General features: G+C 74.7%; 12 protein-coding genes. 10 read left to right on the forward strand and 2 right to left on the reverse strand.

Translation table 11 applies throughout. The annotated features are described in order from the left end of the window. Positions 1-34 precede the first annotated feature (34 nt). From P5P86_RS13595 to P5P86_RS13640, 10 genes are read left to right on the forward strand one after another with little or no spacing between them, the layout of a single operon-like run. Positions 35-1,402 carry a hypothetical protein gene (locus P5P86_RS13595; RefSeq protein ID WP_280607980.1) on the forward strand — a complete coding sequence of 456 codons (1,368 nt, stop codon included), beginning with the start codon at positions 35-37 and terminating at the stop codon, positions 1,400-1,402. Beyond that, positions 1,399-2,550, forward strand: a complete 1,152-nt coding sequence (locus tag P5P86_RS13600; protein ID WP_280607981.1) for a glycosyltransferase — start codon at positions 1,399-1,401, stop codon at positions 2,548-2,550. Before P5P86_RS13595 ends, P5P86_RS13600 begins: the two co-directional genes overlap by 4 nt. Then, the gene (locus P5P86_RS13605) at positions 2,547-5,417 is read left to right on the forward strand and encodes an oligosaccharide flippase family protein (RefSeq protein ID WP_280607982.1); all 2,871 of its coding nucleotides are present in this window, start codon (positions 2,547-2,549) and stop codon (positions 5,415-5,417) included. Before P5P86_RS13600 ends, P5P86_RS13605 begins: the two co-directional genes overlap by 4 nt. Beyond that, entirely contained in the window at positions 5,414-6,229 is an 816-nt protein-coding gene (locus tag P5P86_RS13610) for a polysaccharide deacetylase family protein (protein ID WP_280607983.1), read from the forward strand. Before P5P86_RS13605 ends, P5P86_RS13610 begins: the two co-directional genes overlap by 4 nt. Further along, positions 6,226-7,638, forward strand: coding sequence for an O-antigen ligase family protein (locus tag P5P86_RS13615; protein WP_280607984.1), 1,413 nt, complete (start codon positions 6,226-6,228; stop codon positions 7,636-7,638). The genes P5P86_RS13610 and P5P86_RS13615 overlap by 4 nt, the downstream gene beginning before the upstream one ends. Before the next feature lies 1 nt (position 7,639). Further along, positions 7,640-8,827, forward strand: coding sequence for a glycosyltransferase family 4 protein (locus P5P86_RS13620; protein ID WP_280607985.1), 1,188 nt, complete (start codon positions 7,640-7,642; stop codon positions 8,825-8,827). Beyond that, complete coding sequence (locus tag P5P86_RS13625) at positions 8,824-9,972, forward strand: glycosyltransferase (protein ID WP_280607986.1); 1,149 nt, start codon at positions 8,824-8,826, stop codon at positions 9,970-9,972. The genes P5P86_RS13620 and P5P86_RS13625 overlap by 4 nt, the downstream gene beginning before the upstream one ends. Then, the gene (locus P5P86_RS13630) at positions 9,969-10,763 is read left to right on the forward strand and encodes a hypothetical protein (protein WP_280607987.1); all 795 of its coding nucleotides are present in this window, start codon (positions 9,969-9,971) and stop codon (positions 10,761-10,763) included. Before P5P86_RS13625 ends, P5P86_RS13630 begins: the two co-directional genes overlap by 4 nt. Before the next feature lie 16 nt (positions 10,764-10,779). After that, positions 10,780-12,099 (forward strand): Wzz/FepE/Etk N-terminal domain-containing protein, encoded by a 1,320-nt coding sequence (locus tag P5P86_RS13635; RefSeq protein WP_280607988.1) that lies wholly within the window; start codon positions 10,780-10,782, stop codon positions 12,097-12,099. Then, the gene (locus P5P86_RS13640; RefSeq protein WP_280607989.1) at positions 12,099-12,614 is read left to right on the forward strand and encodes an ATP synthase subunit B family protein; all 516 of its coding nucleotides are present in this window, start codon (positions 12,099-12,101) and stop codon (positions 12,612-12,614) included. The genes P5P86_RS13635 and P5P86_RS13640 overlap by 1 nt, the downstream gene beginning before the upstream one ends. Positions 12,615-12,633: 19 nt before the next feature. Here P5P86_RS13640 and P5P86_RS13645 read toward each other — a convergent pair whose 3' ends face one another. Then, positions 12,634-12,852 carry a hypothetical protein gene (locus P5P86_RS13645; protein WP_280607990.1) on the reverse strand — a complete coding sequence of 73 codons (219 nt, stop codon included), beginning with the start codon at positions 12,850-12,852 and terminating at the stop codon, positions 12,634-12,636. After that, positions 12,852-15,485: a CHAT domain-containing protein gene (locus tag P5P86_RS13650; RefSeq protein WP_280607991.1), complete on the reverse strand. Its 2,634-nt coding sequence runs from the start codon at positions 15,483-15,485 to the stop codon at positions 12,852-12,854. The genes P5P86_RS13645 and P5P86_RS13650 overlap by 1 nt, the downstream gene beginning before the upstream one ends. Positions 15,486-15,496: the final 11 nt, after the last annotated feature.

A 15,496-nucleotide genomic window follows, 5' to 3' on the forward strand; every position in this document is an offset into this window, starting at 1 on the left:
GGATCACGGGGCCACCACCCGGCACTAGTGGGGCATGTTCAACCGAACCAAGGCAGCGCGTGAGCTGGGGCAGCAGTACGGCGTCGGCGCGGCACGCGACAGCGCTGCCGAGGTCGAGGCCGTCGAGGAGGCCACCGTGGTCACAGATCCCGTCACCGACGAGGGCGCCGAGAAGCCCGAGGACACCGATGCGATCGAGAACACCGGTGAGTCCGACGGGGTCCGGCCCACTGACAACGAGGTCGTAGACACCGAGGTCCCGGACACCGAGGTCCCGGAGGCCGAGCTCGTCGAGAGCGTGGTCGCCGCGGAGGGCGCCGTACCCACCGATCTCGAGGAGCTGATGCGGCGCCTGGAGCAGGTGACCACGATCGCCAGCACGCCCGGTCCGGCTCCGCTCAAGCGGGTCGCCGGTGAGGCATCCGAGCACGCCCAGGCCCTCCAGGCCACGCTGCAGGCGCAGAAGCAGGCCCAGCGGATGCTCGCGCTGGCGACCAAGGTCCGCGGCCAGGCGTCCGCTCAGGCCGAGCAGATCATGCGGGAGGCCCAGGAGACAGCGCTGCGGCTCAACGAGGAGGCCGAGCGGGAGGCGGCCCAGGCCCGCGAGGAGACGAGCGCCTGGGCGGCGGTGCAGCGCCGGCAGGTGGAGCAGGCCGTCTCCGGTCTGCTCGATGCGGCCAGCGCCGATGCGGACCGGATCCGTGCGGAGGCCGAGCGCGCCGCGCTCGCCGAGGCCGCGGAGACCAGTCGGCAGTACGTCGCCCGCGTCAGCGCCGCCGCCGACCGGGACGCCGAGGCGATCCGTGCGGAGGCGCGCGACGTGTTGAGCCGCGCCCAGCTGGCGGCCGAGGAGGCTGCCCACTCGGCCCGGTCGTTCGCCGACGCGATCGCCTCCTACCTGGTCTCGATCCAGCGCCAGGGCGACCGTCTGGCCGAGATCGGCCGGGACGCGGCGGCGCGGGTAGCCGTCGTGGCGCCGTCCGAGCCCACGGCCGGCAGCGCCGACCGGAACGCTACCCCGGAGGCCGTCGCGACGGGTGCCCAGAAGCCCTCCCCGACCCACCAGGACGCGGACGTCGCTCCTGAGCCGGCGACCGACCCCGAGGACACCGGCACCGAGGACACCGGCACCGAGGACACCGGCACCGAGGACACCGGCACCGAGGACATCAACCCGGAGGACATCGACGCCGAGGCCGAGCTCGAGGCGGAGCTGGAGGCCCAGCTCGCCGCCGAAGGCACCGACGACACCGATCACCCCGACGAGGGGAACACCGAGCCGACCGCGGCGGGGGCCGCGGACCGGACCAGCGGCCAGGCGCAGAGCGCTTCCGGCGGGGACGTGCCCGCTGCCTGGCCGCTGGGCTCCCTCTTCCGCGGCATCGCCGCGGAGGAGCGGTGAGCACGCGGAGGACGGACGTGACCACGATGCGGATCCTGCACGTCTCCGAGGCACTCGGCGGCGGCATCACCTCGGCGATCTCGGCGATGGTCGAGGCGACGCCCGAGCTCGACCACCACCTGCTGGCCCGTCCCAGGACGGCCCACGACACCGGTACCGACCTCGCCCGCCTCTTCACCTCGGTCACCATGCTGCCGCGCAACCCCGTCGCGGCCGTCGGCTCGGTACGTCGCCGCGTGCGCGAGCTGTTCCCCGACATCGTCCACGCGCACTCCTCGGTGGCCGGCGCCGTCGTACGGATCGCCGGCCTTCGCGGTGCCCGTGTCGTCTACAGCCCGCACTGCTTCGCCTTCGAGCGCCGTGATCTCTCCGCCCTCCAGCGGCGCGCCTTCACCGGCATCGAGCGCGGGCTCGCCGCTCGCACCGACCTTCTGCTCGCCGTCGCCCCCAGCGAGCTCGACCTGGCCGTGGGACTGGGTCACGACACCGTGGCCTACGCCCCCAACCGGCCGGTCGACCCGGCGCTGCGGCGCGCCGGCTTCAGCCGCCCGCTGCACATCGTCGCGGCCGGCCGGATCTGCCGGCAGAAGGACTGGCACTACCTCCTGCACGTGAAGCGGTACGCCGAGAACCAGCTCGGCCTGCGTGCGCGCTGGACCTGGCTCGGCGGCGGGGAGCCCGCTGACGAGCGACAGCTCGCGGCTGCCGGGGTGGAGGTCACGGGTTGGCTCGGTCAGGACGAGATCCTCGACCGGTTGGCCGATGCCCAGGTCTACCTGCACACCGCTGCCTGGGAGGCGGCGCCGCTCAGCATCCTGGAGGCGGCGAGCGCCGGACTCCCCCTGGCGGTGCGCTCGATCCCGCCGCTGGACAGCCTGGACCTGCCCGGCCTGGCCGGGTCCGCGGTGGCCCTCGCACACCGGCTCGCTGACCTCGAGGCGCCCCACCACTGGTACGCCGCACAACGGGCGTCCCTGACCCTGGCCGCCCGGCACTCCCGCGAGCACCAGCGCCGGTCGCTGCTGGACGCCTACGGACGCGTCCTCGGCCGGGCGGATGAGGCCGAGCTGCCGACCGAGCTGCCGACCGAGTGGACCGCCCGCGCGGTCCTGCCACAGCGACGCGTCGTGCTGGGGCTGCCATCATGAGCGTCGACCCAGGTGACCTCGACCGCCGGCTCAGTGGGCTCGTGGCCCTGCTGCCCGCACGCCCGCACCGCCACGTCGTCCTGGCCGTCTCCGCCCACCTCGCTGCGGCCCTGCTCCCGCACGTCCCCCAGGCGACGGTGCTGGACGCCGACGGCGGAGACGACGACCGCTCGCCGCAGCTCGCCGGCATCGCTCGGCGCAGCGTGGGGCTGCTCGTCGTGGACACCCGGCTGCACCGGCTCGAGCCGCTGCTCGACCTCATGTCCGCCCGTGGCTCGCTGGTGACCATCGGCGCCCGCGGCGACTACACGCTCTATCCCGACGCGGAGCGGGCCGCCGTCGTGTGGCGCCGCGACTGGCCGCTGCCCGAGAAGCGCAGGGTCCGTCGCCGCCTGCGGCACCGCGCCGAGCGCTCCGTGCTCGGCTCCCCTCCGCTCCCGCGGGTGGCCGTGGACGGCGAGCCGTTCGAGTCACTCGCCGACAACGTCGGAGCCGATCTGCGCAGCGCCCTCGGCGAGCGGATGGAGCTCGTCGGCGTACACAGCGACGGTCCGCTGGTGCTGCGCTTCCGCGGCGAACGCGATGTCGCCGTCCGGGTCGGCGCGCCGCTCTCGGACGCGGCCGGCGAGACGGTCCTCGACGCGATGCTGCGCGGCGTCCCCGCGCTGGCCGACCTGGTCGCCGGCAGCGTCGCGACCGGGACCAGCGCCGACCACCCCTGGACGGCCTCACCGTGGCCCGGTGAGCCGAGCGACACCGACCACGCCGACGACCTCGACCGGACGGTCCCCAGCGGCCGCGCGGCGCGCCGCCTCGCGGTGTCCGCGCGCCACACCCGACGCGGCTGGCACGACGCGGAGCGGGTCGCGCAGGCGCTGCAGACCACCGTCACCGGCAGCACCCGCCCCGGCTGGGCACGGGCCTGGGTCGAGGCGACCCCCGCCGTACCGGAACGGTTGCGTGCGCCGTTCGAGCGTTCCCTGCAGCGCCTCGAGCAGGCCGTCCCCACCGGTTGGTGCCACGGCGCACTGTCGCCGCGAGCGCTCGGCCACGCCGGCGGCCGGCTGGTGCTCTCACGCTGGGAGCAGGCGACCCCCGATGCGCCGCTCGGGCTGGACTGGCTGCTGGTCGTCGCCCGGCGCCGGAGCGTGCACGGCGGCGGCGACCTCGCCGCTCGCTGCGGCGAGCTGGTCGACAGGCCCCACCTGGTCCCCCACCGCGTCGGCGGCCGTCGCTGGAGCGGCTGGGACCGCCGTACCCGGGCCGCCCTGATGCTCGCGGGCTACCTCGTGCACGTCCGGGCGACCGAGCAACCGGCTCCCGACTGGGACGCGATGCGCACCCTCGCCGACACCGCCGAGACCGGCGCCATCGGGTCACCCACCGCCTCCCCCACCGCCGGACCCACCGCGTCACCCACCGCGAGCTCGGCGCGGGACGCCACGCCCGGCCGGCTCTCGGCCCTGCGCGGCGCGGTCTGGCTCGGCCTGGGCGCGTTCGTGGTGAAGGCCTCGCAGACGACCATCCTGCTCCTCCTCGCGGCCCTGCTCGATCCGTCGGCGATGGGGGTGGTCGCTGTCGGCTCGTTGATCCTCAACGCTGCCAGCGCGTTCACCGACCTCGGCAGCAGCACAGCACTCGTCTACTGGCGTGGCGACGCCGAGGAGGCGAGTCGCAGCGCGCTGACGCTCGCGCTCGGGATGAGCATCCTCATCGTGACCGTCGGCTGGACGGCCGCACCGTGGCTCTCCGACGCCCTGCGCACCGGCGAGGACGGCACCGGCGTCATCCGCGGGCTGATGCTCGCGCTGCCCTTCACCGCCGTGGCAGGCGTGAGCCGCGAGCTGCTGCGCCGCAACATGGCCTTCGGCCGACGGGTCATGCCCGACATCGTCTCCTCGCTGGTGAGCGTGCCGGTGGCGCTGGTGCTGGCCCTGCGCGGCCACGGCGTCTACGCCCTGGTGGTCAGCCAGCTGACCCAGTCGGTGCTGGTCATGCTGCTGTGTTGGACGGCTCGCCGGCCGGTGCGCCCGGGTTGGCGACGCGACGACGTGGACGGGCTGGTCGCCTACGGCCGCCACCTCGCCGGCGCCAACATGGTCCAGCTGCTGATGCTCAACGTGGACTATCTGGTGGTCGCGCGCGTGCTGGGCTCCGGCGCGCTCGGACAGTACTCCGTGGCCTTCCGGCTCGCCTTCATGCCCTACCTGCTCGGTGCGGTCGTGATCGGTGGCGCCGCCTTCCCCTACCTGTGCCGGCTCGGCGAGGGCGCGGTCGGGCGCGCCGCGGAGCAGGTCTGCGTGCTGACGCTGACCCTGCTGATCCCGCTCTACGTCGGGATGGCGACGCTCGCCCGCCAGCTGGAGCTGCTGGGCCACCAGTGGGCGCCGGCGGTGCCCTCGGTGCCGTGGCTGGCGGCGTACGGCCTGCTGCTGGGACTGGTGCAGATGTGCCAGGTGCCGCTGAACTCGGTCGACCGCACCCGCGACACCTTCGTGCTCAACCTGCTGCACCTGGTGCTGCTCACCGGGCTGCTGCTGGGGCTGGCCCACCTCGGCGTGACCGCCGTGGCGATCGCCCAGCTCGCCGCGGTGGCGGTGACGGCGGCGGCGTCCCTCGTGCTGGCCCGACGCCATGTGACCGGCTTCAGCCCGGCCGGCCTGCTCGCGGGCCTGCGACCGGCGATCGTGGGCGGCGCCGTGATGGGTGCCGTGATCCTCACCGCGACCGCCCTGATGCCCTGGGCGCGGGTATCGGCGCCGGGACTGGTGCTGATCGGCGCTGTCGCCATCGCCCTGTACGCCGCCGTCCTGTGGGCGCTGACCGGCGGCAGGCCGGTGGCGCGGTTCCTGGGAGGTGCGGCGTGAGGTCCGCGAACCGGATGGTCGGCCGGGTGGCGCACCCGCTGGCCCGCGTCGCAACGGCGCTCGACCACCGCGGTGCGCTGACCCTGCTCGGCTGGCACCGCATCGACGCCGGGCCGGGTGGGCTCTCGACGTCGTTCGACGACTTCCGGCGCCACCTCGACGCCCTCGAGGCGTGGGGTGCCCGGGTCTTGCCGCTGCCCGTGGCCGTGGCCCTGCTGGCCGAGGACGCGCTGCCCGAGCGTGCCGTCGCCCTCACCTTCGACGACGGCTACGCCAGCGTCTTCGAGCGGGCCTGGCCCGAGCTCCAGCGCCGCGGGCTGCCGGGCACCGTCTTCGTCGTCTCGAGCTACCTGGCCGGCGGCCGTCTCCCCTGGGATCGCCACCACTGCCCGCACGACGACAGCGTCCGGATCGCCTCGTCCAGGCAGGTCCGGGAGGCGGCGGACGAGGGGTTCGACATCGGCTCGCACACCGCCACCCACCCGTGGCTGCCCGGGCTCGCGCCCGAGGACGTCGCCGTCGAGCTGAAGACCTCCAAGGCCGACCTGGAGGACCTCCTCCAGCGCGAGGTCTCCTCCTTCGCCTACCCGATGGGCGGCTGGAACCCGGAGATCCACGCAGCGGTGGGTGTCGCCGGGTACGAGCGCGCGATCACCGTCGACCGCGGCCGCAACCGGCCCGGCCACGACCCGCTCGCACTGCGTCGCGCGTTCGCCTTCGACGACGCCGCCGACGTCATCCGCCAGCTCGACGGGGCGTACACCTGGATGCGGCCGATCGAGCGCCGTCGCGACCGCCGGGGGCCGCGATGAGCGCCGTCCTGGGTCTGCCCGCGCGCCACCACCCGCACAGCACCCTCACGCCCCGCACCACCGCGTTGCTGCTGACGATCGCCCTCGCGCTGGTCGCCGCGGCCGGCGGTCTCGCTCTGGCCGGCCACCCGATCGAGGCCATCGTCGCCGTCGCCGCCCTGACCGCCGTGGCGCTGATGACGCTGCGGATCGGCTGGGCAGTGCTCGTCTACGTCGCGCTCGCGCCGTTCGCCGACGCGCTGAAGTCCTTCGGCAGCCTCTCGGTCAAGAGCGTCGGCGCCCTGCTGTTCGTCGCCTGGCTCGTCCGGCTGGTGCTCGACCGGCGCCCGCTGGCCCTGCGGCACGGCGTGATCGGCGGTGCCGCGGTGCTCACCGTGGCGCTGCTCGCCTCAGCCGTGCTGCACTCGCACGGCTCGGCCGGCGTGGTCGTGATGGTCCGCTACCTGTCCTACCTCGGCATCCTGGTGATCCTCACCGACGTCACCACGACCGCCACTCCCACCACCGGCGCCCGCACCACCCCGCGCCGCGTCGTGGAGGTCTTCTGGTGGTCGTGCACCGCGGCTGCGATCGTCGGGATGGTCGTCTTCCTCGTCTCCGGTGAGGGCCGGGCCTTCGGTCCGATGGCCGACCCCAACGACTTCGCCTTCTACCTGGTCTGCGCGCTGCCGTTCGGGATCGCCCTGCGGCGCCGACCGCTGCTGCCCAGGCTCGCGTACGACGCCGCCGCGCTTGCGCTGCTGCTCACCATCGCCCTCACCTTCTCCCGGGGCGCGTTCGTGGGCATCGCCGCCATGGTCGTGTACGGCGTCGTCGCGGGGCGACTGCGGCTGCGCACGGTGCTGGTCACGCTGGCCGCCTTCGCACTGGGGGCCACCGCCGTGGTCGCCGTCGACCCCGGGCTGGTCCGCAGCAGCCTGGAGGCCAAGCAGCACATCGCCGCGCAGAATGTCGACGACCGCTTCGTGACCTGGTCGGTGGCGGCCGAGATGACGGCCGCCGATCCCGTGCTGGGGCAGGGCCCCGGCGGCTTCGCGGCGGACTCCGACGACTACCTCGGCCCGCGCGTCACCGACCCGGCCCACCTCGACGTCGCCCACCAGATGTACCTCGATGTCAGCAGCGAGCTCGGCCTCGTCGGGCTCGGCGGGTTCGTCGCGATGATGGCGGCCGGGTTCGCGGGCGCCGCCCGCGGTGCTCGACGGGGTACGGCGGCCCGCGGGGTGGAGGCCGACCTCGCGGCCGGCGTGTGCCTGTCGTTCGTCGGCGTCGCCGTCGCAGCGTGCTTCCTCTCCGAGCAGTACTACCTGCCGGTCTGGCTGCTCGCCGGCCTCGGCGCCGTCCTCGACCCCCGCTCCCGGGTCACGCGTCGCCGCCGGGCGACGGCGGCCGTCGCGGGAGGTGCCTGAGATGCGCATCGTCCAGCTGATCACCCAGGCCCGCGGGGGCCCGGTCGACCATGCCGTCGAGATGGCGCTCGCCTTCGCCGAGCGTGGGCACGACAGCCACCTGATCGGTCCACCAGGCGACTACGCCGATCGGCTCCGGGGAAGCTCCGCGCACTGGCACGGCGCTGCCATGAGCGGTGCCCTCGATCTGCGCGGGGGCCGCGCCGTCGTGCGCCACCTCGCACGCCTGCGGCCGGACGTGCTGCACGCCCAGGACCGCCGCGCCGGGTTGCTCGGTCGGCTGTGGGCGCGCCGTGCGACACCGTGCGTGTACACGCTGCACGGTGTTCCGGACTCACTGGCCGACCTCGTGCCCGGGAACGTCGCTGTCGCGCCGCGCCGCCGACGCGACGGGCTGGCCTACCTGCGCGCCGAGCGCCAGCTCGCCCGGCTCTCGGGATCGGTCGTCGTGACACCCTGCGAGGCTGTCGCCACCTACGCGCGCCGGCACGTCGGCGTACCCGCCGACCGCGTCGTCGTCGTGCCCAACGGCGTGGCCGTCGACGTGACCGTCGACGCAGCCATCGACGCAGCCGGAGACACGGGCGGAAACACGGGCGGCGACACGGGCCACGACCGCGCCGTTCGCGCAGCCCGAGGCGCGGATCCCACCCCCGACACCACCGCACCGCTGGCCGTCTGGCTCGGCGTGATGGCCCCGGTCAAGCGCGTCGACCTGCTCGTGCGTGCCGTCGCGCAGGTGCCCGGCCTGCGCCTGCGCCTGGTGGGCGACGGACCGGAGCGAGCGGTGGTCGAGGCGACGATCGATGCCCTGCACCTGCGCGACCGGGTCGAGCTGACCGGCTTCCTCGCCGAGCCGGAGGCGGCGCTCGCCGAGGCCGACCTGTTCGTCCTGCCGTCGGCTGCGGAGGCCTGCCCGCTGGCGCTGCTGCAGGCGATGGCGCTCGGCCTGCCGGCGATCGTCACCCGCGCCGGTGGCCTGCCCGAGGTCGTCCGCGACGGCGTCGAGGGGCTGCTCGTGGAGACCGACGACGTCCGCGCGCTCACCACCGCCCTCGACCGGCTGGCACGGGACCCGGCGCTGCGATCGCTGCTGGGCGACGCCGCCCGCGCACGAGCGCTGAGCGACCTCACGGCAGCGCGTTGCGCGGACCGACTGCTCGACGTCTACAGGGAGGTAGCCCGATGAGGATCCTCAACGTCATCCCGGTGATGGGCTCCGGTGGGGCCGAGACCCTGGCCGAGGCCCTGGTGCTGGACCAGCTGCGCGCCGGCGACCACAGCACGATCGCCTCGGCGGGCGGCTTCCGCCTCGCGCCGCTGGCCGCGGCAGGAGCCGAGGTGGTGCCGCTGCGGCTGCAGGGGCGCCGTCCGGCGGATCTGCTCGCCTCCGTACGCCGTCTCCGCGCCGCGGCGAGGCATCAGCACCCCGACCTGGTGCACGCCCACAACGTCAAGGCCGCGCTGGTCGCCGGGCTCGCGATCGGCGGGTCGGCGCCGATCATGGTGACGGTCCACGGCGTCCCGGACCGGTCGTACGCGGCCGCCGCGGCGATCGTGCGCCGGGCCGCGGACGAGGTCGTCGCGGTGTCGTCCGACGTCGCCCGCCGGCTGCTGGCCAGCGGCGTACCCGCAGAGCGGCTCTCGGTCATCGAGAACGGCATCGCGACGCCACACGCCCCCGACCGGGGGCCGGCCCGAGCACTCCTCGGCCTGCCCGAGACGGCGACGGTGCTGGTGTGCGTGGCCCGGATGGTCCTGCAGAAGCGACACGACCTCCTCCTCGAGGCGTTCCGCCGGGCTCTTCCCTCGCTGCCGGCGGACACGGTGCTGCTGCTCGTCGGTGACGGCCCGACCAGGCCGTCGGTCGAGGCCGACGTCCGGGCTGCCGGTCTGTCGGATCGGGTGCACCTGCTGGGCGAGCGCGACGACGTGCCCACCATCCTGGCCGCCGCCGACCTCGCCGTGCTGCCGACGTCGTGGGAGGGCCTGCCGATCAGCGTCCTGGAGGCGATGGCGCTCGGGGTACCCGTCCTCGCCAGCGATGTCGGCGACCTGCGCAGCGCTCTGGGCGACGCGATCGACCTGGTGCAGCCGGGGTCCGCCGAGCTCCTCGGCGTGGCGCTGCGCGACCTGATCCGCGACCCGGCCCGCCGGATGCGGCTGAGCGCGAGCGGCCGGGCCACCGTCGCCGCGCGCTTCGGTGCCGAGCGGATGCTGGCCGGCTACCGCGCCGGCTACACGGGCCTGGCCGGGCCGGTCTCCGGCGGCTCCCGCCCCGGTGCCGGCCACGCCTCCGCGGGCTCGGCCGCCCTGGCCGGAGGCCGTCGATGAGACGTCTCGGGTCAGCCCTCGCCGGCGCCGCCGCGGTGGCGCTCCTCCTGACCGGCTGCGGCGCCTCCACCAGGGGGACAGCCGTTCCGCCGGCACTCGACGTGGCCACCGGCACCACGTCGACCGCGGCCAGCAGCGCCGCCCTCCCGACGTCCACGGCCCCCGCCTCCCCCATCGCGGGGGCCGTGGACCTCCACCCCCTCTCCTGGGGCGTCGACGGCGACCTGCTCTCGCTGGTCGTGCGCAACGCCGGCACCCGCACCGTCGACTACGCGCGGGTCCGGATCACCGTGCTGGACCGGCGCGGACACGTGATCACCCGCACCACCGGCGCGACCGGCTCGACGTGCTGCACCGTCGTCGGCCTGTCGCCCGGCAAGCGCTTCGGGCTGTTCGTCAACCTGCCGCACGACGCTGCAGCGGTCGGCTCGGTCCACCTGGACGTGCTGCCCGCGCGGCGCCGCCTCACCGACGCCCCGGCGCCGAAGCTCCGCGTCGGCACGGCCACGCTGAGCCGGACCAGCACCGATGCGGTCGTCACCGCCCGGTTCACCGCGCCGGCCTCGATCGGCCCGTACGTCGCCGGCCAGGCCTTCCTCACCGACCGCACGGGTCACCTCGTCGCGGTCATCTCCGGGCGCTTCTACTGCTTCACGCCCGGCGCCACCCGAGTGCTGCGGATGCAGCTGCTCCACCCCGTCCCCCGCGGTACCCGGATCAGTGCGGTCCTGGGCTACGCCGTTCCTCGCCACTCCCCCGTAGCCTCGCCTCCCGTGTGTCACGGGGCCTGACGAAAGGGTTCTCGCCATGCAGACCATCCTCACCGACAAGGACGTCGACCGGCACCAGCCGGCCGGTGACGGCGTCCGCGGTTTCTTCGCCGTGCTGTGGCGACGCCGCCTGGTCGCCGGCCTCATGCTCGTCGTGGTCGCTGCAGCCGTCGCCGCCGTGCTGGCGCTGACACCGCGGCAGTACACCGCCGCGGCGCGTGTCGCCGCCACCCCGCCGGCCAGCCTGACCCAGTCCCCGGCCGGGTACGACGACCTCCTCGGCACCCTCGCCGACGTCGCCCACTCCCGGCCCGTGCTGGAGCAGGTCCAGCGGGCGGTGCCCTCACGCTCACTGGCCCAGCTGCAGCGGGAGGTGCGCGGGTCGGTCGTCTACGGCACCGTGCTGATCCAGGTCTCGGTCACCGACCAGGACGCGCGCCTGGCCGCCCAGATCGCCAACGCCGTCGCGGCCGCGCTCCCCGCCCACGACCCCGGTCAGGGCGGCCTCGACCTGACGACCACCCAGCCCGCGACGGTGCCGGACTCCTTCGCCTCGCCGGACGTGCCCGTGGTCGTGCTGGCCGGCGCCCTGCTCGCGCTCGCCCTCGCCGTCGGCGCTGCCTTCGTCTACGACCGGGCCGCACGCACCGTCGACACCGCCGAGGAGGTCGCCGAGGAGACCGGAGCGGGCGTCCTCGGCGTCATCGCCCGGCCCACCGACGCCAAGGGCGTGCCCGCCCTGGAGCCGGGCAGCCGCGAGTTCCCCTCGCTGCGTGCCCTGCGGGTCGCCCTGGAGTTCGCCTCCGTGCACCGGCCGACGCGCTCGCTGGTGGTCGCCCCCGCCGCCACCGACCCGTGGGCCGGCTGGCTGGAGGTCAACCTCGCCGTCACCCTCGCCGAGGTGGGCCACCGCGTCCTGCTCGTCGACGCCAACCGCTCGGCCAAGCACCGGCACCCCGTCTTCGACACCACCTCCCTGCCCGGTCTCTACGACATCCTCGCCGGCACCGTCTCCCTCGACGGCGCCCGGCTGACCGGTCCGGTCGACGGCGTCACCGTGGTGCCGCTCGGCAACGTCGACCTGGCCGCTCCGAGCCTGCTGGAGATGCGCTTCGGCGCGTTCCTCGACGAGATCGACGAGAAGTACGACGTCGTGCTCATCCACGCCGCGCCCGTCACCGAGTCCGACGACGCACGCATCATGGCGATCGGCGGCGGTCTCGTGCTGACAGTCCCCGCGGGTCGGGTCCGGCCGCGCGTGCTGGCGACGGCTGTGCAGCTGCTCCGCGACGTCGACACCCGGGTGATCGGCACCGTCGTGCACGGTGCCCGCCGTACCTCGCGGCGGTCGCGCTGATGATCATGGTCCCGACGGCTGACGCATGTCCGACGAACGACGACGACAAGGGTCCCGGCCGGTCGGAGCCCGACCGCCCCGGCTCCGACGGCAGCTGGCCGCCGAGCTTCCCGCACGCGACGATCGACGCTCTGCTCCAGCGGCTGCAGCACGCCGACGAGCTCGACAGCACCGCTGCCGCCGAGCTGCTGCTGCTGGTCGCACGCGAGGCCCAGCGGCTGCGCACCACCGTCGCCCGGCTCTCCGCGGTCCGGCTGGCCTCGGCCCGCGAGGAGGCGCGCGCCATCGTCGCCGAGGCGCAGCAGCGGGCCGACGAGCTGCGAGCGCTCGCGCTGGAGGTGCTCGACACCCGGCTGGACGAGTCCGAGCGGGTGCACGCGGCGTTGCACGAGCTGGTCCGGGTGGAGCGCCGTGGCGTCACCGGTCGCACGAGCGGCTGTCGCGACGACGACCCGTTCGGCTACGCGGACGACGACGCGCAGATCGAGCCGCCCGATGACCGGCTCGACCCCTGACGGCGTCAGCAGGCCGGGGTCACCAGCTGCCGTGCTCCATCATCACCGTGGACCCCGACGCCGTCTCCGAGGAGACCAGCGTCGTGCCGGCGACCTCCGAGGCGACCACCTGGGTCACGGTGTCGTCGACGGAGCCGGCGGCCGCGACGGTCGCGGCGACACCGCCGAGGGTGACACCCACGGTCCCGGCAGTGGCGATCGCGGCCGCGGCCAGCGCGACACAGATGCGGTTGGTCATCAGGAGAGTCCTTCCGAAAGGGCTGTTGCAGGCGAGCAGGTGATGCGGAACGAGCCCCAGTAATAGGGGTGAGGATGCGTACGGCGGACCTCCGCGCGGCCGGCGTCGAGCGCGTCGCGCGGTGTCGCCCCGGTGGCCAGGTGGCGGTAGAAGGCGGCCATGAGGTCGACGGCGACGTCGTCCTCGACGGCCCACGAGCTGGCGACCACGCCACGCGCCCCCGCGGCCAGGAACGCCCAGCCGAGGCCGGTCGACTCGGCGCCGTCCGAGCTCTGCCCGGCCGCACAGGCGCTGAGCACGACCAGCGAGCCGGCGAGGTTCGCCGGGATGATCTCGGCCGCTGTCACGGAGCGGTCGGCCAGCTCGAGCGCGGAGTAGAAGGGGTTCGCGCACCAGTACCGGCCGTGGCACGCGAGGTGCACGATCTCGTTGCCGGGCGCGCGGCCCAGGAGCACGTCGGCGACCGCCTTCTCCCCCAGGTACAGGTCGGCGTGCGGCCGATGCTCGCCGACCACCGCTGCCTCGCGCTCGATCTGCGGCGCCTTCGCGTCCGGCACCGCCAGCACCAGGGTGGTTCCCGGCACCGGATCCGGCACCGCTTCATCCAGGTCCGGCATCAGTCCCGGCGCGAACACCAGGGAGTGCCGTGCGGAGAACGGCTCGCCACGGTCCTGCAGCGCCTCGAACGGCACCGAGGACAAGTGGCGGTGCGGCACCACGAGCAGCGGCTCGCCGTACAGGTCGTCCAGCAGGTCGTCGACCGGGGCCACGAGGAGGCGGTGCAGGTCCGCGAGGACGAGCCGGGCCCGGTCGAAGGCGGCGGACCCCGAGGGCACACGGTCGCGGGCGGCGCTGCTCATCTCGGCGCAGGTGGCCTGCCACTCGGCCACCAGCGAGAGGGAGGTCGCGCGGGCCCCGGGAAGTCGGCGGGCGTGGACCTCGCCCTCACGGACCACGAAGGCGACGACGTCGGTCCCGAGGACGTGGTAGTGCAGCACCGGACCCTCCGGGATCGCCGGCAGCGAGCCGCACCCGGCCGGCAGGTCGCGGGTCCAGGCCGGGGTCGTGTCCGGCGCGGCCGCACCGAGGGCGACGTCGCCGCCGGGCCCTGCCGCACGCACGGCCTGGGCGATGAACTGGGCCAGCGTCCGGGCACGGGCGACGGCCGACCACTGCCACGCCTCGGCGATCCGGCGCGGCGACCCGTCGGCCAGCAACAGGTCGACGAGCTCGTCGTAGATCTCGGTGCGGGCCCCCTGCACCGCCATCCGTAGGTCGACCTCGCCGAGCACGGGCGCCGGCTCGGCGGTCCGCGCCAGCGCGAGCCGGAGCCGCTCGACGGCCCGCTCGCTCTCACCGGTACGGCGCTCGTGCCGGGCCCGTGCCAACTCGAGGGAGGGTACGAGCGCGAGCAGACCGAGCATCGCGATCTTCTCGGCAGCCACGTTCAGGTGTTGCTCGGCCTCGTCCACCGGGCAGGCCTGGGCGAGGAGCAGCCGAGCGAGCGTCGCCGGGACCATGTCGCGGCCGCCCTCGAGCTGCTCCACGGCGCTCGCGGCCAGCGTCCGGGCGCCCTCGGCGTCGCCGCGCCGCTCCGCGAGCTGGGCCCGCGCCAGGTCCACTCGGGCCTGGAAGCCGGTGTCGCCACAGTCGGCGAAGAGGCGGGCGGCGACGGTGAGGTCACGGTCGGCCGCGTCATCCTCCTCGAGGACCATCGAGGCCAGGGCGGAGACGTAGGTGGCACGGCCGTACTCCCCCGTGGCCGGGAGGTCGGCGAAGATGTCCGCGGCGGCCTGCGCCTCGCGGCGTGCGTCGTGCGGGAGGTGCCCGCGCAGGTAGGCGTTGGCCAGGGTCAGGCCGAGTCGGCCGAGCTCGGGCTTCGCGTCCAGGGCCTCGAGGGTGTCGCGCAGGTCGATCAGGATCGCGACCGCGTCCTCCACCTGGTCGAGGTGCAGGTGGGTCTCGGCGATGTCGATGCGGCACTTCGCCGCCGCCAGCCGCCTCCCCTCGGCGACCAGCATCTGCTCCGCACGGGTCAGCTCGTCGAGCGCACGGTGGCCCATCCCGAGGCGGAGGTAGGCCAGTCCGCGGTTGGCGTCGGCCGAGGCCTGCTGCACCGGCTCACCCAGACCCTGGAACAGGTTCGCCGCGACGTCGTAGTGGCGTAGGGCCCGATCGTGGTCGCCCATCCGGCTCCACGAGTTCCCCAGGTTGTTGTGGGTCCGCGCTGTCATCGAGGCGATCGTGGCCATCTGGCCCGGCTCGGCGTTGAACGACGCGATCTGCTCGAGCAGCCCGACGCTCACGTTGACGGCCTGGCGGTAGTCGCCGAGCTCGTGCAGCACGGTGGCTTTGCCGATGTCCGTGCTCAGCGCGTCCAGGCGCCGCCCCGCGGAGAGCCAGTCCCGGCGCGCCGCATGGACCGCGTCGAGGGCGGCCCCGAAGCGACCGCGCTCGCACAGAAGCTGCGCGCGCAGATAGCTCGCCCGCGCGCTCAACGTCGGATCGAGCCGCCGGACCGGCGCCCCGACGGCACGGTCCAGCAGTCTCAGCGCCTGCTTCGGGTCGCTCCCGACCAGCGCCTCAGCATCGGAGATGGCTCTGCGAGCCGTCTCCCTCTCGGTTCCTCCCACGGATGTCGCCC

Source organism: Nocardioides sp. BP30, from assembly GCF_029873215.1.
In the GTDB taxonomy this organism is placed as follows: Bacteria; Actinomycetota; Actinomycetes; order Propionibacteriales; family Nocardioidaceae; genus Nocardioides.